The organism is Citrobacter europaeus, from assembly GCA_020099315.1.
Taxonomy (GTDB): domain Bacteria; phylum Pseudomonadota; class Gammaproteobacteria; order Enterobacterales; family Enterobacteriaceae; genus Citrobacter; species Citrobacter europaeus.
Genome location: CP083650.1, coordinates 4,149,095 through 4,169,738, shown reverse-complemented (window position 1 = coordinate 4,169,738; position 20,644 = coordinate 4,149,095). Strand labels below are relative to the sequence as shown.

17 protein-coding genes and 1 tRNA gene are annotated in these 20,644 nt (G+C 50.0%); 12 read left to right on the top strand and 6 right to left on the bottom strand.

Going from position 1 to position 20,644, the window contains the following annotated elements:
• Positions 1-94: 94 nt before the first annotated feature.
• From LA337_19505 to LA337_19465, 9 genes are all read left to right on the top strand, one after another.
• On the top strand, positions 95-361 hold the full coding sequence (locus LA337_19505; GenBank protein UBI15325.1) for a PAAR domain-containing protein: 267 nt from the start codon (positions 95-97) through the stop codon (positions 359-361).
• Between the two features lie 6 nt (positions 362-367).
• Positions 368-1,519, top strand: coding sequence for a hypothetical protein (locus tag LA337_19500; GenBank protein ID UBI15324.1), 1,152 nt, complete (start codon positions 368-370; stop codon positions 1,517-1,519).
• 313 nt (positions 1,520-1,832) lie between these two features.
• Positions 1,833-4,928 carry a type VI secretion protein VasK gene (locus LA337_19495; protein ID UBI15323.1) on the top strand — a complete coding sequence of 1,032 codons (3,096 nt, stop codon included), beginning with the start codon at positions 1,833-1,835 and terminating at the stop codon, positions 4,926-4,928.
• Positions 4,925-6,523 (top strand): type VI secretion system protein TssA, encoded by a 1,599-nt coding sequence (gene tssA, locus LA337_19490; protein UBI15322.1) that lies wholly within the window; start codon positions 4,925-4,927, stop codon positions 6,521-6,523. Before LA337_19495 ends, tssA begins: the two co-directional genes overlap by 4 nt.
• Before the next feature lie 22 nt (positions 6,524-6,545).
• Complete coding sequence (tssF, locus tag LA337_19485) at positions 6,546-8,312, top strand: type VI secretion system baseplate subunit TssF (GenBank protein UBI15321.1); 1,767 nt, start codon at positions 6,546-6,548, stop codon at positions 8,310-8,312.
• A complete protein-coding gene (gene tssG, locus LA337_19480) occupies positions 8,273-9,361 on the top strand; it encodes a type VI secretion system baseplate subunit TssG (GenBank protein UBI15320.1) in 1,089 nt (362 codons plus the stop codon). The genes tssF and tssG overlap by 40 nt, the downstream gene beginning before the upstream one ends.
• Complete coding sequence (tssJ, locus tag LA337_19475) at positions 9,336-9,869, top strand: type VI secretion system lipoprotein TssJ (GenBank protein UBI15319.1); 534 nt, start codon at positions 9,336-9,338, stop codon at positions 9,867-9,869. Before tssG ends, tssJ begins: the two co-directional genes overlap by 26 nt.
• Positions 9,869-10,312: a type VI secretion system baseplate subunit TssE gene (tssE, locus tag LA337_19470; GenBank protein ID UBI15318.1), complete on the top strand. Its 444-nt coding sequence runs from the start codon at positions 9,869-9,871 to the stop codon at positions 10,310-10,312. The genes tssJ and tssE overlap by 1 nt, the downstream gene beginning before the upstream one ends.
• A gap of 1 nt (position 10,313) precedes the next feature.
• Positions 10,314-11,654 carry a type VI secretion system ImpA family N-terminal domain-containing protein gene (locus tag LA337_19465; protein UBI15317.1) on the top strand — a complete coding sequence of 447 codons (1,341 nt, stop codon included), beginning with the start codon at positions 10,314-10,316 and terminating at the stop codon, positions 11,652-11,654.
• Positions 11,655-11,868: 214 nt separating this feature from the next.
• On the opposite strand, the gene LA337_19460 is transcribed toward LA337_19465, so the two are convergent.
• A tRNA-Phe gene (locus tag LA337_19460) sits at positions 11,869-11,944 on the bottom strand.
• Between the two features lie 105 nt (positions 11,945-12,049).
• The gene (locus tag LA337_19455) at positions 12,050-12,757 is read right to left on the bottom strand and encodes a DUF554 domain-containing protein (protein ID UBI15316.1); all 708 of its coding nucleotides are present in this window, start codon (positions 12,755-12,757) and stop codon (positions 12,050-12,052) included.
• A 468-nt stretch (positions 12,758-13,225) separates the two neighbouring features.
• Between LA337_19455 and LA337_19450 the strand changes: the two genes are divergently transcribed.
• Positions 13,226-15,361: an ornithine decarboxylase gene (locus tag LA337_19450; protein UBI15315.1), complete on the top strand. Its 2,136-nt coding sequence runs from the start codon at positions 13,226-13,228 to the stop codon at positions 15,359-15,361.
• Between the two features lie 57 nt (positions 15,362-15,418).
• On the opposite strand, the gene LA337_19445 is transcribed toward LA337_19450, so the two are convergent.
• The 4 genes from LA337_19445 to mutY all read right to left on the bottom strand — a co-directional run bounded on the left by LA337_19445 (position 15,419) and on the right by mutY (position 19,407).
• A complete protein-coding gene (locus LA337_19445; GenBank protein ID UBI15314.1) occupies positions 15,419-16,675 on the bottom strand; it encodes a nucleoside permease in 1,257 nt (418 codons plus the stop codon).
• 210 nt (positions 16,676-16,885) lie between these two features.
• Entirely contained in the window at positions 16,886-17,971 is a 1,086-nt protein-coding gene (gene mltC / locus LA337_19440) for a membrane-bound lytic murein transglycosylase MltC (GenBank protein ID UBI15313.1), read from the bottom strand.
• Positions 17,972-18,057: 86 nt separating this feature from the next.
• Complete coding sequence (locus LA337_19435; protein ID UBI15312.1) at positions 18,058-18,327, bottom strand: oxidative damage protection protein; 270 nt, start codon at positions 18,325-18,327, stop codon at positions 18,058-18,060.
• A gap of 27 nt (positions 18,328-18,354) precedes the next feature.
• Entirely contained in the window at positions 18,355-19,407 is a 1,053-nt protein-coding gene (gene mutY / locus LA337_19430; protein ID UBI15311.1) for an A/G-specific adenine glycosylase, read from the bottom strand.
• Positions 19,408-19,567: 160 nt separating this feature from the next.
• Between mutY and trmB the strand changes: the two genes are divergently transcribed.
• Positions 19,568-20,287, top strand: coding sequence for a tRNA (guanosine(46)-N7)-methyltransferase TrmB (trmB, locus tag LA337_19425; GenBank protein ID UBI15310.1), 720 nt, complete (start codon positions 19,568-19,570; stop codon positions 20,285-20,287).
• The gene (locus LA337_19420; GenBank protein UBI15309.1) at positions 20,287-20,613 is read left to right on the top strand and encodes a YggL family protein; all 327 of its coding nucleotides are present in this window, start codon (positions 20,287-20,289) and stop codon (positions 20,611-20,613) included. The genes trmB and LA337_19420 overlap by 1 nt, the downstream gene beginning before the upstream one ends.
• Positions 20,614-20,644: the final 31 nt, after the last annotated feature.

Below are 20,644 nucleotides of genomic sequence, written 5' to 3'. Positions count from 1 at the left end.
CTGATCTTTATCTGATTATATAAATGTGTTAGATAATCTTTTGTTTTTTCAAAGGATTATATCTGAGTGGTTATATTTTTTATAGTGAGGATTTATGTTTCTAGGCTTAGTCAGACTCAATGATCCATTAAGTAGTGGTGGTAAAGTAATTTCAGTTTCGTCAACGATAATTGTCGATGGTTTAGGTGTCGCATTGCTTGATGATACTGTTATATGTCCAATTCCATTTCATGGAGTAAATAAAATAATCCAGGGGTCTACAGAGTGGATCTCAGATGGAAAACCAGTAGCTGTGCATAAATGCATGTGTCAATGCGGTTGTTATGTCATCTCAACTCTTCCCTGTAGCGGGATTTGGTAAGTTAAAATGAGTTGGAATATTCCAGGTAAAAAGAAAATACAACCCGTACCTTCTATAAGGTGGGGGCGTGATAGTGGTGTTTTTTTCTCATTGTTAATAACTATTATTCTGCTATTCACTTTTTTTTATTATATTACTCATAATAGTGATTATTTTTATTATGCTTTTGCAATATCGCTAAGTGTTTTTTTAGTATTCATTATATACTTAGGACTTAGGTTATTTCAACTCGGTGTATCCCTTGAAAAAAATGAAATGATATCAACGGAAAATTCTAATATTGATTATGAGTGGTCTGAATGGGCGTCTGATTATATAAGTATTGTAGATTACAGTTATCTCTTTCCAGAAGAATCGCAGATACCTCATTTACTTGAAGTCAATGAGTTCAATGCCATTGGAGCCAGGGCGTTACATTTTCCAGAATCGATTAATTCTACTGTTTTATTCCATGAGTTATTGGCTCCCATGAGAGCTAGATTAATTGATATTACTTCTGAAAAAGGTCTGGTTATTAGCTTTATTGTTGGTCAGATGTCAGGGAATTCAGCATGGCAGTCTTTTTTATTGGCATGGAAACGACTTGGGCTCTCTGATGATATAATTAAAAATAGTGAATTTATCTTGCATGATTATGTATTAAATATTAATGAATGGCTAAGTGTTACAGAGGATAAATTCAGATTAATTATTGTAGGGGAAAAATCAACGGAAATCAAAGATAATCACCATAGAACGGGTGATGGGATGTGTGCTTTTCTTTTTGCTCCGCCGATGTTAGTTAATCAGAATAATATTTTCGAGAAAGCAAGATTGTATAGGTCTATCTCTACGAATGAAGATGAATTGCTCAAAGACCTTAACGATCTTATTTTTTATCAGGCCAAGGCTGGGATAATTGACAATTTATTGATAGGCAAACATAACAATAAAAAAGATGTGGCTAAGGTGGCAGTTCTTCTTAATGAATATAATAACAACCTTGAGCAATATTATGCAGAGTTATATATCGGCATTCACGGAGAGTTTGATATATGGATGATGTTAATGTTCTCTTTGTTAAATGGACAAAATGTGAGTGCTGTTGATCTAATATTATCGGAATCGGATGGAAGAATTATATTGTCGAGGGTTAAACAAATTAGAAATCAGGAATAGATATATGAAGAAGTCCACCTTGTTGCTGCTATTTGGTCGGTTATGTATTTTAGTTGTCGTTGGTTTGATATGCTATGTAGTTCTTTTTTACTACGGAGAGTATTTGGAGGTGAGGGCCCAATCAACAAGGATAATAGTCGTTACAACTGTTTTAATAGCACTATGTTATATTTTTAAATTATGGCAGTTGAATGCGCTGAAATCAGTGTTGATATCGTATGTTCCATTTTTAAAATATAAATCAATTGTTTATTCTTTTTTGCCATGGAAATCAGCTGATAAGACAAATGTTGGAGATAATATAACCACCACATTGGATAGTAATATATTCATTAACTTCCATACTACACTTAAAGATAATTATGGCCGCCTCTGGCGCGCCAAAACGCGTATCCTGCTGGTGATGGGAGATGCCTCTCAGGTTGAGCAACTGGTGTCAAAACTCACCACTCAGCGCTGGGTTGAAGGGGATGGCGTGGTGTTAATCTGGGGAGGTACGCTCACTGAAACGCCAGATGCCTCGTTGTTTGATGCGATACGCAAGCTGCATCGGCGTCCGCTGGATGGGATTGTATGGGTAACCCCCACTTTTCAGCACCAGGATACACTGGTTCAATCGGCACCTGTTGTCTCTTTAACCGCAGAACAAATAGATAATGCCGCCCGCCATCTTCAGGCTGTTTTTACCACGCTCCGCTGGCGAGTACCGTTATACCTTTGGTCGCTGTATGGCGCTCAATTCGTCCGGGATGACGTAACCTTGCACTCTGCGACATGTTTGTTCCCTGCAGGATGCACCACGGCTTTATGTCGTTCGCAGTTGACCTCGCTGGCAATGCAGATGGCGGAGCAGGGTACGCAGCAGGTTACGCGCAATATCCGCGATAATTTCTTACTGAAAATGGCTAATTTGCTGATGCCTGGCGCAGAAGCCATCAGCGAATCGTTGTCCACTTTTTTCAGCCCGCATCGGCCTCTGCCGCTGGCGGCGGTAATCATGAGCCAGTATGCGGAAGATACTTCATCGCTCATCGCGCATGCCTGGATGCGTGATGAGCGCTGGCGTGCGCTGCTTGATTCACTCCCTGCGTTACCTGCTGAACTAAAGGCACAGCGTACAGGCCGTTCAGGGATGCGCGTGTTGGCCGTCTGTACAGCCGGTTTGATGCTGCTATGGGGGGCGGGAATGGTGGTATCTTTTCTGGCTAATCGCAATCTGATTGGCGAAAGTCTGGACCAGGCGAGCCTGGCAGGCGGTGCGGATAAACCGCTCGCCGAGCGTCTTACGGCGCTGTCTGCTCTGCAGCAAACGCCAGGCATGCTTCGCTGGCGTCAGCAGAATGGGACGCCGTGGTACTACCGTTTCGGCTTAAGCCAAAATGATGCTCTGCTGGATGCACTATGGCCGCGCTATACGCGTATCGCTATTCCGCTCCTGCGTGATGAAGCCGCCCAACATCTTACCCAGGAATTAACGGCTTTAACCCGACTGGCTCCAGACAGCCCGCAGTTTGCCGCCCAGGCAAAGATCGCCTACAACCAGTTGAAAATGTATCTGATGCTTTCGCGGCCTGAGCAGATGGAGGCGTCATTTTTTAGTCAGGCGCTGATGCAAGACTGGCCGGAGCGAGCGGGTATTTCGCGCGCATCATGGCAGGGCGTTGGCCCTGGGCTCTGGCAATTCTGGGGAGAGAACCTTCAGGCGCATCCTGAATGGAAGATAGCAGCCGATAAAAATCTTATTAGCCAGGTGCGAACGCTGTTAATTCGTCAGATGGGGATCCGCAATGGCGAAGCTGCCCTGTATCAGAAAATCATTGAACAGGTAACGCCGCATTACACAGATCTTCGTCTGGAAGACATGACCGGCGATACCCGGGCAGAGCACGTATTTTATACCCGCAGTTCGGTTGCTGGCGTGTATACCCGCAAAGCCTGGGAAGAGGAGGTTTTGCCCGCCATTGAGAAAATCGTCAACAACCGTCGGGAAGAAATGGATCAGGTGCTGGGAGATGATACGCATTCTGCAAGTGACCCTCTCTCTCCACAGGCCTTAAAGGTGCGTCTTAGCGAGCGTTACTTCACAGATTTTGCCGACAACTGGCTGGATTTTCTCAACAGTATTCGCTGGAAGCGCACCCAGACGCTAAGTGATGCTATCGATCAACTCACGTTGATTGCAGATATCCGTCAGTCTCCTCTGGTTGCGTTAATGAATACGCTCGCCGTTCAGGGACGCACAGGGTTAACCGGAGAAGCGCTGTCGGATTCGCTGGTGAAGTCGGCAAAGGATCTATTTAACACCAAAGAAAATCAAATCATTGACCAACATGCGCGGGAAGAAGGCCCTATGGCGAGTACCTTCTCGCCAATCCATGAACAATCGGCTGGGCAGGATATCAGTCATCTGAGTCTGCAAACCTACCTGACCCGGGTAACGCAGGTCAGGCTGAAACTCCAGCAGATTACTAACGCTGCCGATCCGCAAGGCATGAGCCAGGCCCTGGCGCAAACGGTGTTTCAGGGTAAAACCATCGATCTCACCACCACGCGTGACTATGGCAATCTGGTGGCTGCCAGTCTGGGGCAAGCATGGAGTGGATTTGGTCAAACTATGTTTGTTCAGCCACTGGAGCAGTCATGGCAGCAGGTGTTGCAACCCACCGCGGCGGGCCTGAATGCGCAATGGAAGGCGCTGATTGTGAATGACTGGAACACCGCGTTCGGCGGACGTTATCCGTTTCGCGATGTTGGCAGCGAGGCTTCTCTGCCGCTGCTGGCGCAATATCTGCGAAGCGATAACGGGCGAATCCCGCATTTTCTCGAAAGTCATTTAAGCGGTGTGCTGCATAAACAGGGAAGTCACTGGGTTGCCGACACGGTGAATGCTCAGGGGCTGGAGTTTAATCCGGCGTTTCTCGAGGCGATGGACCAACTCAGTCAAATTGCGGATGTCGCATTTATTCGTGGAGAAGCCGGGATGCGTTTTGAACTGCGTCCCGGAACGGCGCGGGACGTGATGCAGACTGACCTCGTGCTGGATGGGCAGAAACTCACTTACGTTAATCAGATGCCAGCGTGGAAAAACGTTGTCTGGCCTGCTGATACGCAAGCGTCAGGGGCAACCCTAAGCTGGGTGAGCACCAATTCGGGAACCCGAATCTACTCAGATAACCCCGGTACCTGGGGGTGGATCCGACTGCTTGAGAAAGCGGAGATAACCGATAACGCTGGCGTGAGTAGCGGTTTTAACCTGCGCTGGACTGCGCAGGATGGATTGCCGCTGAACTACACCCTGCGAACTGAAGCCGGTGAAGGTCCGCTCGCATTACTCAAACTCCGCGACTTTGAACTACCAGAAGCAATTTTTGTTGTTAGCGGCAAGATTTCCTCAGAGGAAGAAGAATGAGCGCTCTGAAACGTCTATTGGCTGCCAGCACGGCTTCGCCAGATGAACAACAGCAACTAATGGAACAGGCGCAAACGCAGACTGCGCTATGGCAAAACTGGCTATTGCCCATTTCAGCAGCCAACCCCGGTGGTGAAGATCCAGGCTATGACGATGATTTTCAGCATATGCGAGAGGAGGTGAATAAACTTTCTGGCGCACAAACGGATCTCATCATTGAGCTTGCGGAAAAAATCCTGACCCACACCTGTAAGGATGTCCGTGTTGTCACGTACTACACATGGGCGCGTTTGCATCAGGATGGTGAGTCCGGCCTGGCGGATGGTCTGATTTTGCTGGCTGGCCTGATGCAGCAATATGGCGATTCTCTCCATCCTTTAAGAGCCAACAGCTATAAGGCCGCCCTTGAATGGCTGGCAGGCGGGAGGATGCTGGATAGTCTGGCGCGTTTTCCCGAAGTTTCACGACCTGACGCGCAACGGATCGCCGGTGCGCTGATGCTGCTTGAGCAGCAGTTTAGCCAGCGAGAGGAGAGTATTCGTCCTGGGCTTGGGGCGCTCTATAGCGCGCTGGAGAACCGTCTGGCCCAATCTGGCGGGGCTCAGGCATTGGTACCGCAAAATATCAGTGCTCAACCCAGTCGGCACAGCGCAGAAACCCCCGTCCTCAAAGGTATTGCCTCTGGTCGTGAGCTGCTGGAACAGGCACGGGTGTTGGCAAAATACTTAAGCGATCAGCCGGATGGCTGGCTGGCGGCGCATCATTTGATGAAAAGCGTGCGGCTCGATACGGTCAGCCAGCTTCCTCCGCCAGATGGCGCCGGACGTACGCGCCTGGTGCCGCCCAAGAGTGATTATCGCGCGCAGCTCAAACGTCTGTATTTGCAGCAAAGTTGGACTGAACTGATTGAGTTAACGGACAGCTTATTTGTTGAGGGAGTGAATCATTTCTGGCTGGACGTGCAGTGGTACCTTCATCAGGCATTAATGAGGGCGGGATCGCCTTGGGATAAAAATGCCGCGATTATCATCAGCGATCTGAAAATGCTGCTACATCGGATGCCGGGTCTGGAAACGCTGGCTTTTAACGATGGAACCCCCTTTGCTGACGATGTCACCCGTGAGTGGATAGCCCGTGATGTGCAACAGCAAAGTGACTGGCAGACTGAAAAAGTCGCCGCGGCTAGTGCAGGAGCGGACGACGATATTCTGCTACTTGAAAGTGAGGCCCTGGTGCTGGCGGATAGCGAAGGCGTTGAAGCCGCGCTCGCCTGGGTTCAGGCACGTCCTGGCATTGTTTCAGGTCGACAGCGTTGGTTACGCCAACTGTTGATGGCCCGTCTGACGGAACAATGTGGGTGCAACGATCTCGCGCTGCATTTGCTTGGGGAATTGAATACCACAGCACACTCCCTCACTCTCAAACAATGGGAGCCTGAGCTACTGTTTGAAGTTAAAGCGCGACGGCTGAAACTTCTGCGTTTAAAAGCCAACCGCAGTGAAAGCGACAAAGCGCGTCTGGCGCCAGAGATGGACTCACTTTTGTCCGGCTTGGTCGCCATTGATCCTGCCAGAGCCGCCGTTTTGTGCGGCTAAAACAAAATAAGCGAACTATAAAATGGAAGATTTAACTCTGCGTTATTATGACGCGGAAATGCGTTATTTAAGGGAAGCGGCAAAAGAGTTTGCGCAGGCGCATCCGGATCGTGCAGCGATGCTGGATCTGGATAAAGCCGGCATACCCGATCCTTATGTGGAACGGTTATTTGAAGGTTTTGCATTTTCGATGGGGCGATTGCGCGCTAAAATTGACGATCATCTCCCTGAATTTACCGAAGGCTTGATGAGTCTGCTGTGGCCGCATTATTTACGTACCATTCCCTCCTTAAGTGTTGTCGAGCTTTTACCAGATATTGATGTGCTAAAAATGAGCGAGCAGATTAACGCGAGATTTGGCGTATTGTCACAGCCCGTTGGCCCTAAAAAAACGGTATGTCAGTATCGTACTACTCAGCCCGTCACACTTAATCCGCTGTCTGTCACGGCGGTGAATATCGATGCCGAACCTGACGGACGCTCGGTCATCCGTATGCGAATAAAGTGCAATCCACAGATGGACTGGTCGCAAACCGATCTGACGCACCTCAGCCTTTACCTCAGCGGTGACGCGCCGGTGACCCACGCGCTGCACCTTGCTTTGACAAAGCGTCTGGCTTCTCTTTATTTGAGACTCCCCAACAGCGTAGAACGTATTCGACTGGAGGGTTACTTTTCCCCGGGCGGATTTGCCGATGAAGACAGTTTGTGGCCAAAAGGCGATACGGCGTTTGGCGGCTGGCAATTGTTGCTTGAGTATTTTACGTTCCGCGAAAAATTTATGTTTGTCCATCTTAACGGTCTGGAAAAGATATCGTTTCCTGCGGGTATAGACTGCTTTGAAATAGAAGCGGTACTGACTCAACAGTGGAGTTCTGAGCTTCCTGTGGGGAGTGAAAACATCCGTCTTCATTGCGTTCCGGTTATTAATCTTTTCACGATTGAGGCCGATCCGCTGGTAGTTAATGGTCTGGAAAGCGAATATTTGCTGCGTCCGCGAAGGTTGCAGGATGGCCACACGGAAATATATGCAGTCGATGCAGTTTCAGGTTCACAGCGAACGCGTAATGCTGTTTATGCTCCTTTTACCAGCTTTCGCCATAAGGGAGGCATGATGCGCCGGAACGCGCCCGAGCGTTATTACCATACTCGCGTCAGACGCGGCGTATCCGGATTATATGATACATGGCTGATCCTCGGAGGAGATGCCTGGGAACGGGATCGTCTTGCTGAGTATGAAACCTTGTCTTTGAAAGTGACCGGCACAAACGGTCAGCTACCGCGGCGAGCTTTGCAAAGTACATTGCTCAATCGTTGTGAGCAGATCCTCCAGACGCCCCTTGCCGTGCGCAATCTGTGTAAACCGACGCTACCTGCTTACCCTCCCGCTGAGGATCGTTTTCACTGGCGAGTGTTGAGCCACCTGGGATCCAGCTTTCTGAATATGATGGCCAGCGCTGAAGTGCTCAAAGGAACGTTGTCTCTCTATAACTGGCAGGATGATGAGCTTAATTATCGTCGCCTGGATGCGATCATGAATGTTCAACAACATGAAATACAGCGCTTTGAAAAAGGATTTCTACTTCGTGGGGTGGACATCGAAATAACGCTTGATGAGAACGGATTTACAGGTGAAGGCGATATTCATCTGTTTGGTGAAATGCTTAATCGCTTTTTTGCATTGTATGCGGATATTCATTTGTTTAATCAGCTTACTTTAATCATACAGCCGGCAGGGAAAAGCTTGCGATGGAAAGAGAATCACAATCAGCGGCTACCCGGCTGCTAAATAGCCTTGGCGAAAACCTGCCACGTACCAATTTTTATCGTTTCTGTCAGTTGTTGGAACAAGGGAACCCGCAAGCGCCAGGTCCTGGGAGCCAACAAAGTCCGCGCTTCGATGCCATTCGTTTTCGCCCTCATCCGGGGATGGGGTTTCCGGCGGGTGAGCTTAAAAGTGCAGAATATGATCCGCAGCAACCCACACTGCCGCCAACGGTTCGTGTCACTTTTATGGGGTTGTATGGCGTGGAGTCGCCGCTGCCGACGACCTATCAGGATGATATTGCCCAGCGCCAGGAAGGTTCGGACGTTGCCGCTGAGTTTCTGGATATTTTTAACCATCGCTTAATTACGCAGTTTTACCGAATCTGGCGAAAATACAGCTATCCAGCGACCTTTCGACCAGGCGGAACAGATGAAACATCACAATATTTACTGGGGTTGACCGGATTGGGGATTCCGGGATGCGGCAAACAAACCGAGACCCCGTTATCGCGTTTTTTGGCGCTGCTGGGAATAATGAGAATGCCAACGCGTACGGCGGAAGGTATATCCGCGCTGGTTTCTTTATTATCGCCAACAACAAATACTACCGTGACTCCTCATGATAAACGCTTAATCCTGCTGGATAAGGCGTTAAAAATGAGCACGCGGCAACCTGTTAGCCTCCACTCTCGTCCGGTGATGGGACGCAGCGCCGTAGATATTAACAGTCAGGTACTCATTACGCTTACAACGAGCGTTACCGATGAGGTTCGTGACTGGTTACCGGGCGGCCAGCTTTATCATGATTTTCTCGCGCTGATGCACGTTTATTTAGGTGCCAGAGTGAATGCCAGGTTGCAACTACGTATTCCTCGCTCGGCGCTTCCGCATGCTCAACTTACCAGTAATAAAAGCGAACGTGCAGTTCAGCTTGGCCGTACGGCCGTTATGCGTCTGGATAACCCGGAAACGAAGAATCAACATATAACAATTAAACTTGGGCTTTGGCAGAGCCTTAGTCAACATGATCAGCGGAGGGAAGCCGATGAGACTGGCGATTATCGCTATTAATTTTGCCGTAATAACCGGAATGACCAGTCTGGTCACCGGATGTGGTCTGACGCAAAAAGTATCTGAAGGTACCGTGTCATTAACAAAGTCGATCTTTTATAAGGAAATTAAAACGCTGCATTTGGATCTTTCCGCCAGAGAAGCTGCTAATAAAAATGCACAGGGCATCGCGCTTTCGACGGTCGTACGTATTTACCAACTCAAAGATCGTAAAGCATTTGACTCGGCTAATTATCAGTCTTTATTTGCACAAGACAGCACGGTGGTTAAAGCAGATTTATTGGCTCAGAGAGATGTTCGGGTACGACCAGGTGAAAGCGTAGCTGTCGATATTCCATTCGAAAACGAAGCGCAATATGTTGCCGTGGCGGGAATGTTTATTTCTCCCGATCTGTCTGAAGATTCTTGGCGCGTGGTATTACGTCGTGAAGATCTCGATCCTGATAATGCGCGAGTGATCGAATTAAATACCCAGACTCTGGCACTCATGGCGCAGGAGGGCGAGTAATGGTCAAGCAGCCTTCACTTTATGACATCTTGCTGGGTAATTTTTCCGGTGGTTTTCCTTTGCACGCAGTCAGCGAAAACACGCAGGTCATCTTATCCGTCCTCGATAATATGCAGCGCATTTTGAATACTCGTGCAGGTAGTCTCAAACATATACCCGATTATGGTTTGCCTGATATGACCAAAATCCTCCAGGGTATGCCAGGTACGGCACATCAGCTTATTAGCACGCTTTCTCAGGTTTTGTTGAAGTATGAACCGCGGCTAAAAGGAATTCAGGTAACGATGCAGCAGCAGGAAACACCGGGACATTTGCGTTATTCCATTGATGCTGAACTGCAAGACCTAGGCATTGTTCGCTATGGCACTGATTTTACCCCTGAGGGGCGGGTTCTGATTCGGCACCTCAAGAGGCAGGGTTGGCTTGAGACTGGAGTGTACTGACATGGAAAAGAATCGCATCAGCACCGGGGGAGATCCACGTGCTTTCATGGAGTTTGGGCAATTACGCGATGAAATTAGCAAGCTGACTCACCCTGCGCGTCCGGACGTTGACTGGCAAAAGGTTGAACAGTTAAGCCTGGCGCTGTTTCGTCATAACGGAGTCGAACTGCAAACACTTGCCTGGTACACCGTCGCCAGAATACGTAATGCGGGACTGGAGGGACTTGCCGAAAGCACGGAACTTCTGGAAGCATTACTGACGCATCACTGGAGTGCAATATGGCCACAGCAAACCCATGCCCGCGTTGAGATCCTGGCATGGTTGTCTGTCCGCTTACAGCAAGAATTGCGTACCCTAACGCTGTCATATGCTGATTTATCAAAAGTGTATCGGGTTGAACAAAGTTTAAAACATGCCTGCGCAGTGCTGCAACGGCTTGAATTGAAAGCGCTTAGTAAAATGGAGGCTGTTGTTACCTGGATGCACAATGCCGCTTTGCGTCTGGAGAAGTCTGAAGCGGATTCGGGATCGGCCGTTGTGATAATACCGGCTTCAGGTACGACTAATAATGTTGAGACGTCTTCGCCACAGTTGGTATTTGTGGTCAATGAACCCGCATCACCCGGGCAATCAAGCGCAGCGGTTTTTACTACTCAAATCGAGGGGGGAACCAGACGGATGTGGCTGGGGTTTGCTATCGGTTTTATCGTTGCTGCGGCAGCGAGCGCAGGCGCTTTTCTTGGCACCAGTCATATGCGGGCTGACGGATATGATCTGATCAAGCCATTGCCTCAGGTGCTGACGCCTGAACAATTATCCGCGTTGAAGCAGTCCTCAGATTTGAAGGATCAGAAGCAGGAAATAATCGCTGCAACGCAAGGGCAATTGGATATTTTATATCGCCTGTCACCTTTGTGGTCGCGAGAATATGCCGCATCATTAGCGCAGCAGGTAGTTACCCTGTGGCCTGAAGAATCGCAGACTACAGTATTTGAAAGCGGGTTACAAAAACAGTTAGCTACCGAAGCGTTGCCGGAAAGCGCTCTGCAAAACTGGCATAATGCTCAGCAGGGGCTGGAAGCGTTAACCGCCCAGCTAAATGCGCTTGATGAACGTAAAGGTAAATATCTGACAGGGTCGGAGCTGAAATCAGCCATTTTCACTATCCGCCGCCAGCTTGACGAAACGCCGCCGACAGAAGAGTTGTTACGTCAAATAGATGAAGAGTTCAAAGTGCAGGGGAGTGTATCACCCGCTTTGTATCAGCAGCTTGATATGCGGATTAATCAGCTTCTTAATCGTTATGCGCTGTTGAAACAAAATTCGGTGAGGAGAGAATAGTCACTATTCTCCAAAAGCAAAAACCCGCCTTTTGGGCGGGTTCTTTAAATAGTGGTGCCCGGACTCGGACTAACGCCGTAGGCGTTGAACAGCGCGCTTGTCGCGCTGGCCCCGCAGGGGTGAGCCGCTGGCGGCGAATAATCGAACGAAGTTCGATGGAGAGTCCGTTTCTCCAAAAGCAAAAACCCAGCCATAGGCTGGGTTCTTTAAATAGTGGTGCCCGGACTCGGAATCGAACCAAGGACACGGGGATTTTCAATCCCCTGCTCTACCGACTGAGCTATCCGGGCAACGAGGCGCATTAAACCCGATTCGCTTCGCTTCGTCAACGAAATTTCTTCAATTCAATGCAGACTGCACAATCTATCACCACATTGCTGCAATTGCACGCATTCTCAGGCAAAAAATGCCGTCCACGCGGCGGAAAGCGGCATTGCCAGCAGCAGAGCAGGAAGCATATTCACAACCGCAAACATCTTGATGCCGCAAATACGTAAACCGGTTGCCAGCAGCAATAGCCCGCCTACGGCGCTGAAATCGGCCATCATAGCTGGCGTTGTCAGGGGTAAAATCAGTGCTGCACAGGTAGCAAGCGTTAACTGGATTGTCAGCATCGGTACGCAAATGGCGGATACCGCAATTCCCAGCGAACAGGCAAAGATGATAGCCGTGAAGAAATCGAGAAACGACTTTGCGATTAAAATATTAGGATCGCCGGTCATCCCTTCATGTATCGCACCGAAGATCCCGGTACCGCTGGCGCAAAACAGCACGATGATAGCTACATAGCTTTGAATAAAAGATTCGTGCGTTGCATTGGCATCCGAACGGGTGAAAACCTGCTGCGCTTTGGCGACCGCAGCATTGATCCCTTTCTCCAGATGACAGAATTCGCCAATTAAGGCGCCTACCAGCGTTGCCAGAACCATCACCGGTAGGTTGGCGCATTTGATAACCAGCAAGATACCAATCCCTAGCGAAGCCAGTCCGAAAATAGAGGTCATGGAGACCCGAATGCGTTCTGGTATATGCTGGCTAAGCAGCGCGCCGAGAACGCCACCACATAAAATGGCGCTGGCATTAATAAAGGGTCCGATTACCACATTTGCTCCTGCATACCCATTATCGTCTTGATGCTAAAGGCAATTAGCTGGGTAAAATTATGTTTCAGATTGCATTATTATGCCGCTATTTTCAGACGAAATGCTTGTTTATCTGTGAGGTTTTGGCACCGGATTTTATCTTGCGCCTGTAAGTGAAAGGTGCCATGATTGCGCGAATTTTCTCCTGTCTGAATGGGGCTGCCTGGGATGATATTACTCCCCCTACATCGCCTTCAATATCGCCTTTTTGCGCGACGTTTACCCCTTCCTGCGACTTATCTTTATGCACTCACCATGCGGTGAGGGCAGCGCACGCTCACTGCAGGATAACAGTAAAATCAGAGGCTATCTGCTTTTACTGATGTCTGGCGGTCGGGGCTGGTAACCAGTTTGACCTGTCATTTCGTGGGCAAAGCAATGCGGCTTTGTCCGGGACTTTTGTTTTTCCCGAAACGGGTTATTGCGCTTATGAAATCAATGAAAATTGCCGCCAGTGGTGAACTGGTTTCTCGTCTGTCCAGTCATCGTCAGGTGGTGTCGCTGGATGGTACCGATTTTACTGACGTTGCGGCAGTCGTCATTACCGTTGCGGACAGCCGCAGTGGGATCCTGGCTTTGTTGAAACGCACCGGTTTTCATATACCGGTGTTTTTGTTCGCAGAATCTGATGTCGATGTGCCTGCGGGTATAAATGCGGTCATTTGCGGTCAGGCTCAGGACTGGCTGGAGCTGGAGTCTGCTGCCTGCCAGTATGAGGAAGAGCTGCTGCCGCCGTTCTATGACACGCTCACCCAGTATGTCGAAATGGGGAACAGCACGTTTGCCTGCCCGGGGCACCAACACGGTGAGTTTTTTAAGAAGCATCCGGCGGGCCGGCATTTCTACGAGTTCTTTGGCGAGAATCTGTTTCGCGCGGATATGTGCAACGCCGACGTTAAGCTTGGCGATCTGCTGATTCATGAAGGATCAGCGAAACATGCACAGAAATTTGCTGCGAAAGTTTTCCACGCGGATAAAACCTACTTTGTGCTGAACGGGACCTCGGCGGCCAATAAAGTGGTGACCAATGCGCTGCTGACGCGCGGCGATCTGGTGCTGTTTGACCGCAACAACCATAAGTCGAACCATCACGGCGCGCTGATCCAGGCGGGCGCCACGCCGGTTTATCTGGAGGCGGCGCGTAATCCGTTTGGCTTTATCGGCGGCATTGATGAGCACTGCTTTGATGAGCAGTACCTGCGTCAGCAGATCCGTGAAGTTGCGCCACAAAAGGCTGACCAGCCGCGTCCGTTCCGTCTGGCGATCATTCAGCTCGGCACTTATGACGGGACGATCTACAACGCCCGGCAGGTGATCGACAAGATCGGTCAACTGTGCGATTACATCCTGTTTGATTCTGCATGGGTTGGATACGAGCAATTTATCCCGATGATGGCCGATGGCTCACCACTGCTGTTGGAGCTTAATGCTAACGATCCGGGGATCTTTGTCACTCAGTCAGTACACAAACAACAGGCCGGGTTCTCGCAAACCTCGCAGATCCACAAAAAGGATAACCATATTCGCGGCCAGGCGCGATTCTGCCCGCATAAGCGTCTGAACAATGCGTTTATGCTGCATGCTTCCACCAGTCCGTTTTACCCGCTGTTTGCGGCGCTGGACGTTAACGCCAAAATCCACGAAGGGGAGAGTGGCCGTCGGCTATGGGCGGAGTGTGTGGCACTGGGGATTGAGGCCCGTAAAGCGATTCTTACCCGCTGCAAGATGATTCAGCCGTTTATTCCTCCGGTAGTTGATGGCAAACCGTGGGAAAGCTATCCGACGCAGGTGATTGCCAGCGAGCGTCGTTTCTTTAGCTTTGAACCTGGCGCTAAATGGCATGGTTTTTCCGGCTACGCGCGCGACCAGTATTTTGTCGACCCCTGCAAGCTGCTGTTAACCACTCCGGGTATTGATGCGCAAACCGGGCAATATACCGACTTTGGTATTCCGGCGACGATTCTGGCGCATTACCTGCGGGAAAACGGCATAGTGCCGGAGAAATGCGATCTTAACTCGATTCTGTTCCTGCTGACCCCGGCAGAAAGCGCGGAGAAACTGGCACAACTGGTGGCGATGCTGGCGCAGTTTGAGCAGCATATTGAAGACGATACGCCGCTGGCAGATGTGCTACCCACCATCTTCAATAAGTATCCGGTACGTTACCGGGATTACACGCTGCGTGAACTGTGTCAGGAGATGCACTCACTGTACGTTAGCTTTGATGTGAAAGATCTGCAAAAAGCGATGTTCCGTCAGGAGAGTTTACCTGCCGTGGCGATGAACCCGCAGGATGCCAACAGCGCTTTTATCCGCGGTGATGTTGAACTGGTGCGTATTTGTGATGCCGCTGGGCGCATTGCGGCGGAAGGTGCGCTGCCTTATCCTCCGGGCGTGCTCTGTGTGGTACCAGGTGAAGTCTGGGGCGGGGCGGTGCAACGTTACTTCCTGGCGCTGGAAGAGGGCGTAAACTTGCTGCCGGGCTTCTCGCCGGAGCTGCAAGGGGTTTACAGTGAGACAGATGCAGACGGCATTAAACGTCTGTATGGATATGTTTTGAAGTAAGCGCCATCTGGACAAAAAGAAGGTCACCATCTGGTGACCTTCTTTCATCAATAAAGATTAGTGCGCGATAGTCTGGGTGCCAGCCGGAACGCGTACGTGTTTGTATTTAAACAGCGCAACGAAGGCAAAAGCCAGAACCAGCGAGTAACCTGCGAAGATTAGCCACACGGTCTGCCAGTCGGTAATACCGTTCAGCGTATAGTATTCAACGACTTTACCGCTCACCAGACCGCCCAGAATACAACCGAAGCCGTTGGTCATCATCAGGAACATACCCTGTGCGCTGGCGCGGATTTCAGGGCGAACTTCTTTCTCTACGAATACAGAGCCAGAGATGTTGAAGAAGTCGAAGGCGCAGCCGTAAACAATCATCGACAGCACCAGCAGCACGGTACCGAACGGTGTCGGATCGCCGTAGGCAAACAGGCCGAAGCGCAGCATCCACGCCACAATACTGATAAGCATCACGTTCTTAATGCCGTAACGGCTTAAGAAGAACGGGATGGTCAGGATAAACAGGGTCTCGGAAATCTGCGAAATCGACATCATCACCGATGCGTGTTCAACGATGAAGCTGCCGGAGAACAGCGGGTTGTTATCGAAGCTGTGCAGGAAGGTATTACCGAACATATTGGTAATTTGCAGCTCTGCGCCCAGCATCATCGAGAAGATAAAGAAAATCGCCATACGCTTGTTTTTAAACAGCGCGAAGGCATCCAGGCCGAGCATAGACGTCCAGCTCTGGTTTTTCTGCTGGTTAGCGACCGGAATATGCGGCAGCGTCAGGGTGAACAGCGCCAGTACCACGGACAGCGTCGCACCGATATACAGCTGCATATGGCTCAGTTCAAAGCCGGAGAAGCTTACGGCCCACATTGCCATAATAAAACCGATGGTGCCCCAGATACGGATTGGCGGGAAGTCCGTAACGATATCCATCCCGGCTGACTGCAGGCGGTAGTAAGAGATAGTGTTGATTAACCCCAACGTTGGCATATAGGCCAGGGAGTTAAGCAAGATCACAAAGAACATGGCGCCTGGCGTGGTGACCTCGGCTGCGGCGAACAGCGTTGCAGCGCCGACCAGGTGGCAAATAGTATAAACCCATTTCGCACTGATCCATTTGTCAGCCACGATCCCTAACAGTGTAGGCATAAACACGGCGGCGATCCCCAGCGAGCTATATACTGCGCCAATGGATGCACCATCGAATTTAAGGGTGACAAACATATAGGAGCCGAGGGTAGTGAGCCAACTACCCCATAAGCAGAACTGCAGAAACGAGAGAACTTTCAGCTGCAGCTTAAGATTCATGTTAATTTCCTCACACCGTAATGCGGATGAATGTTTTAAAAGGCACATTTGCCGTGGCTATATGATGTGATTCTATCAACGAGAGGCACTCTTTTTTTGTTACCTGTGACAAATATTTGCAAACAATTTCTGATTGCAAAGCAAAAGAGTGATGGGGTTAACGTTTTTGGCTCTTCTGGCCCCCGTTTCAGGGGGCAGAAGAGGGATACATTAGTGGCGTCGATATGATTTTTGTGCGGAATTGACCTTGTAAAGGTATCGACGTGATTCAGCAGAAGGGTGTCGGGTGGTCAGCGTTTGATAAACGTCTCCCGGGGACATGCTGTTAATAATATTCGCGGCCTGAATTTTATCGTTCGAGAATACGCGCAGCACGCTGCCCGCGCCGCCGTTATACGCGGTGATCACCGCATAGCGACGCGAGGTTGGATTATCGATGCCGCCCAAATAGACATTGTTGAGCATTGCCAGATAGGCGGTACCGGTATCAATGTTGCTGGCTGGGTCAAACAGGAAACTACGGCTTGGCGTGCCTGAGCGACCTTGCGAGCGGAACACATCTTTCCCGGCGCTGTGCTGTACCACCTGCATCAGCCCCAGCGCATCGGCATGGCTGACCGCATAGGGGTTAAACGAGGATTCGGTTTGCATGATGGCCAGAATCAGCGACTCGTCGACGCCATACTTACGAGAAGCCTGGCGCACCATGCCGACGTACTTATGCGCGCGCTTATCAAGGTGGTTCGGCACCAGATTGATCGTTACGCTATAGATGATACGCAGGCCATTGCTGCGGCTTTTAAGTCGCGTTTGCAGCAGATAGTTGGCAAAGTTGGTAGCTCGTCCCTCCCAACGAATGGGCTGGCCGGTATTATCAACCACCTGTCCGTACAGGAACGGCTCTTTGGAAATCTTAATGTCATCGACATCGGAATAGAGGTCGATAGAACCCGGATCATCGCCCATCAGCAACGTCTTGATAATCGCCCGGCGCAGGTGTCCGGCGGGATCTGTCCCGGCAATGGTCTCGACGGTTATCGTACCGTCATCAAAGTTGATATGGCTGCGGGTTTGGTACTGATCGGTATACTTGACGTAGTCCTTCGGACCCGCAATCAGCACTTCCTTAAATCCCCACAGGTTCTCAATGTTATGGGCAAATTGCCCCATCAGAATATCAAAACCGTTGGTATCCTTGACCCAGGCTTCGTTATAGGAATCGCCTTTTTTGGTCGAACTGGAACAGGAGATGAGCAACGGCGCAATAACGGTAAGCGCGAGAAATTTTTTCATCATTCCGGGAGTGCGTGTTGTGTTTGTTATTTGCAAGGACCAGATTAAATCGTAGGCCGGATCAGCGCAGCGCCATCCGGCAACGGTTCTTATGACTCTGGCGTATAGCCTTCAATATGCACATCCTTACCTTCAAACAGGAAGTTAATCATTTCCTGTTCCAGTAACTTACGGTGTTCGACGTTCATCATATTGAGTTTTTTCTCGTTAATCAGCATGGTTTGCTTATGCTGCCATTGCGCCCATGCTTCTTTAGAAATTTCGTTATAGATACGTTTTCCCAGATCGCCCGGGTACAGCTGAAAATCCTGTCCTTCTGCTTCGCGTTGCAGGAAAGTGCAAAAAATCGTTCTGCTCATAAAAAATCCTCTCTATCGACCGGTACGTTAAACCTGGGTGCCGGCACGTAATTGCTGTAACAAACGCTCCACGGGGGCCGCCAGTCCGACCGACGGCGGTTGCGCTAAGTTATACCAGAGCGCGTTGCCTTCATCCATGCATGAGCTGAATGAAGACACGGGAAGCCACATAGGCACAATATCTAAGTGGAAATGGCTAAAGGTATGGCGAAACGCATTAAGTTGGGTCAGATTATCTGCGTTAATTTGTCGTTGCGCCAGCCAGTTGCGTAGCCCATCTTCATCGTCAAACTGCGGAAAACAGTATAAACCACCCCATAAGCCGCTGGGTGGCCGCTGCGCGAGCAACACCTCTTCATCATGCTGCATCAGTAAAAAATAGCCCGTCCGTTCCGGTAGCGTCTGTTTGGGTTTTTTACCTGGGTACTGCGCCCAGCTTGCATTGGCGCTTGCCACACAGCCATTTTCCAACGGACACAGGGAACATTTAGGTTTTGAGCGCGTACAGACCATGGCGCCTAAATCCATCATCGCCTGATTAAATCGCTCAACGCCGTGGGCAGGCGTAACCCGCTCGCTCAACTCCCACAGTTTCTTTTCAACCTCTTTTTTACCCGGCCAACCGCTTACAGCATAACAGCGAGCCAGCACACGTTTGACGTTACCGTCGAGAATCGGAAAATGCTGACCCAGAGAGAGAGAAAGGATCGCGCCTGCGGTTGAACGCCCGACGCCAGGCAGGGCGGCCACCTCTTCAAAGGTTTGCGGGAATATGCCGCCATGCAGCGTCACAACCTGCTGCGCCGCTTTATGCAGATTTCGCGCACGGGCGTAATAGCCCAGCCCGGTCCATAAATGCAGGACTTCATCCAGCGGCGCATGGGCTAAATCCGTTACCGTTGGGAAGCGCGCCATAAAGCGCTCAAAATAGGGGATGACGGTGGCAACCTGAGTTTGTTGCAGCATCACCTCAGAGAGCCATACTTTGTAAGGCGTCTTGTCAATTTGCCAGGGCAGCGTTTTCCGCCCGTATTTGTCGTACCAGCTCAAAACCTGAGCCGAGAATTGAGACGCTTGCATGATTACCGTTTCATTATTGCCGGGGGCAAGATTGCAGCACAGCGGCAACGGGGTGTAAACCGGAACTTTCCGCTGCTCACTTTCTTCCTTTACTTGCATCCGGCAACTAACTTTGGATAATGCCCGTTTTCAGAACTCAATCACAGCAGACTAAACTTTTATGAAGAACGACGTCATTTCACCGGAATTTGATGAAAACGGCCGCCCGCTGCGCCGGATTCGTAGTTTTGTTCGTCGCCAGGGGCGACTGACGAAAGGGCAGGAACACGCGCTGGAAAACTACTGGCCGGTGATGGGCGTTGAGTTCAGCGAAGAGCCTGTGGATTTCGCAGTATTGTTTGGTCGCGACGCGCCAGTCACGCTGGAAATCGGTTTTGGTATGGGGGCTTCGCTGGTGGCGATGGCGAAAGCGTGCCCGGAACAAAATTTCCTCGGCATTGAGGTTCACTCGCCGGGTGTTGGCGCGTGTCTGGCTTCAGCCCATGAAGAGGGCGTCGAGAATCTGCGCGTCATGTGCCATGATGCCGTTGAAGTCCTGCATAAAATGATTCCTGACAATTCTTTATCTATGGTTCAGCTGTTTTTCCCTGACCCGTGGCATAAAGCACGTCATAATAAACGCCGTATCGTTCAGGTACCGTTTGCTGAGCATATCTTAAGCAAGCTGAAGCTGGGCGGCGTGTTCCACATGGCAACCGACTGGGAAGCCTACGCGGAGCACATGCTGGAAGTAATGTCCTCAATTGACGGGTATAAAAACCAGTCAGAGAGTAACGATTATGTACCGCGCCCACAATCGCGCCCGGTAACCAAATTTGAACAACGTGGTCATCGTCTTGGCCACGGCGTATGGGACTTAATGTTCGAGAGGGTGAAATAATGGCAAAGAACCGTAGCCGTCGTCTGCGTAAAAAGATGCACATCGACGAATTCCAGGAAATAGGATTTTCGGTTGCATGGCGTTTTCCGGAAGGTACATCCGGAGAGCAGGTCGATCAAATCGTTGATGACTTTATCAATGAAGTTATCGAACCGAACAAACTGGCCTTTGACGGCAGCGGCTATCTGGCCTGGGAAGGTCTGATCTGTCTGCAGGAAATCGGCAAATGCACCGAAGAACATCAGGCTATCGTGCGTAAGTGGCTGGAAGAACACAAACTTGAAGAAGTGCGTACCAGCGAACTTTTCGATATTTGGTGGGACTAAGTAGCACAGGGTCGGCAAATGCCGGCCCGAT

Excerpts from the sequence above, each read along its gene's own strand:
- LA337_19435 (UBI15312.1), bottom strand. The coding sequence starts at position 18,327 with ATGAGCAGAACGATTTTTTGCACTTTCCTGCAACGCGAAGCAGAAGGA.
- tssE (UBI15318.1), top strand. The coding sequence starts at position 9,869 with ATGGTCAAGCAGCCTTCACTTTATGACATCTTGCTGGGTAATTTTTCC.
- LA337_19445 (UBI15314.1), bottom strand. The coding sequence starts at position 16,675 with ATGAATCTTAAGCTGCAGCTGAAAGTTCTCTCGTTTCTGCAGTTCTGC.
- LA337_19420 (UBI15309.1), top strand. The coding sequence starts at position 20,287 with ATGGCAAAGAACCGTAGCCGTCGTCTGCGTAAAAAGATGCACATCGAC.
- LA337_19505 (UBI15325.1), top strand. The coding sequence starts at position 95 with ATGTTTCTAGGCTTAGTCAGACTCAATGATCCATTAAGTAGTGGTGGT.
- mltC (UBI15313.1), bottom strand. The coding sequence starts at position 17,971 with ATGATGAAAAAATTTCTCGCGCTTACCGTTATTGCGCCGTTGCTCATC.
- tssA (UBI15322.1), top strand. The coding sequence starts at position 4,925 with ATGAGCGCTCTGAAACGTCTATTGGCTGCCAGCACGGCTTCGCCAGAT.
- LA337_19465 (UBI15317.1), top strand. The coding sequence starts at position 10,314 with ATGGAAAAGAATCGCATCAGCACCGGGGGAGATCCACGTGCTTTCATG.
- trmB (UBI15310.1), top strand. The coding sequence starts at position 19,568 with ATGAAGAACGACGTCATTTCACCGGAATTTGATGAAAACGGCCGCCCG.
- tssF (UBI15321.1), top strand. The coding sequence starts at position 6,546 with ATGGAAGATTTAACTCTGCGTTATTATGACGCGGAAATGCGTTATTTA.
- LA337_19500 (UBI15324.1), top strand. The coding sequence starts at position 368 with ATGAGTTGGAATATTCCAGGTAAAAAGAAAATACAACCCGTACCTTCT.
- tssG (UBI15320.1), top strand. The coding sequence starts at position 8,273 with ATGGAAAGAGAATCACAATCAGCGGCTACCCGGCTGCTAAATAGCCTT.
- mutY (UBI15311.1), bottom strand. The coding sequence starts at position 19,407 with ATGCAAGCGTCTCAATTCTCGGCTCAGGTTTTGAGCTGGTACGACAAA.
- LA337_19450 (UBI15315.1), top strand. The coding sequence starts at position 13,226 with ATGAAATCAATGAAAATTGCCGCCAGTGGTGAACTGGTTTCTCGTCTG.
- tssJ (UBI15319.1), top strand. The coding sequence starts at position 9,336 with ATGAGACTGGCGATTATCGCTATTAATTTTGCCGTAATAACCGGAATG.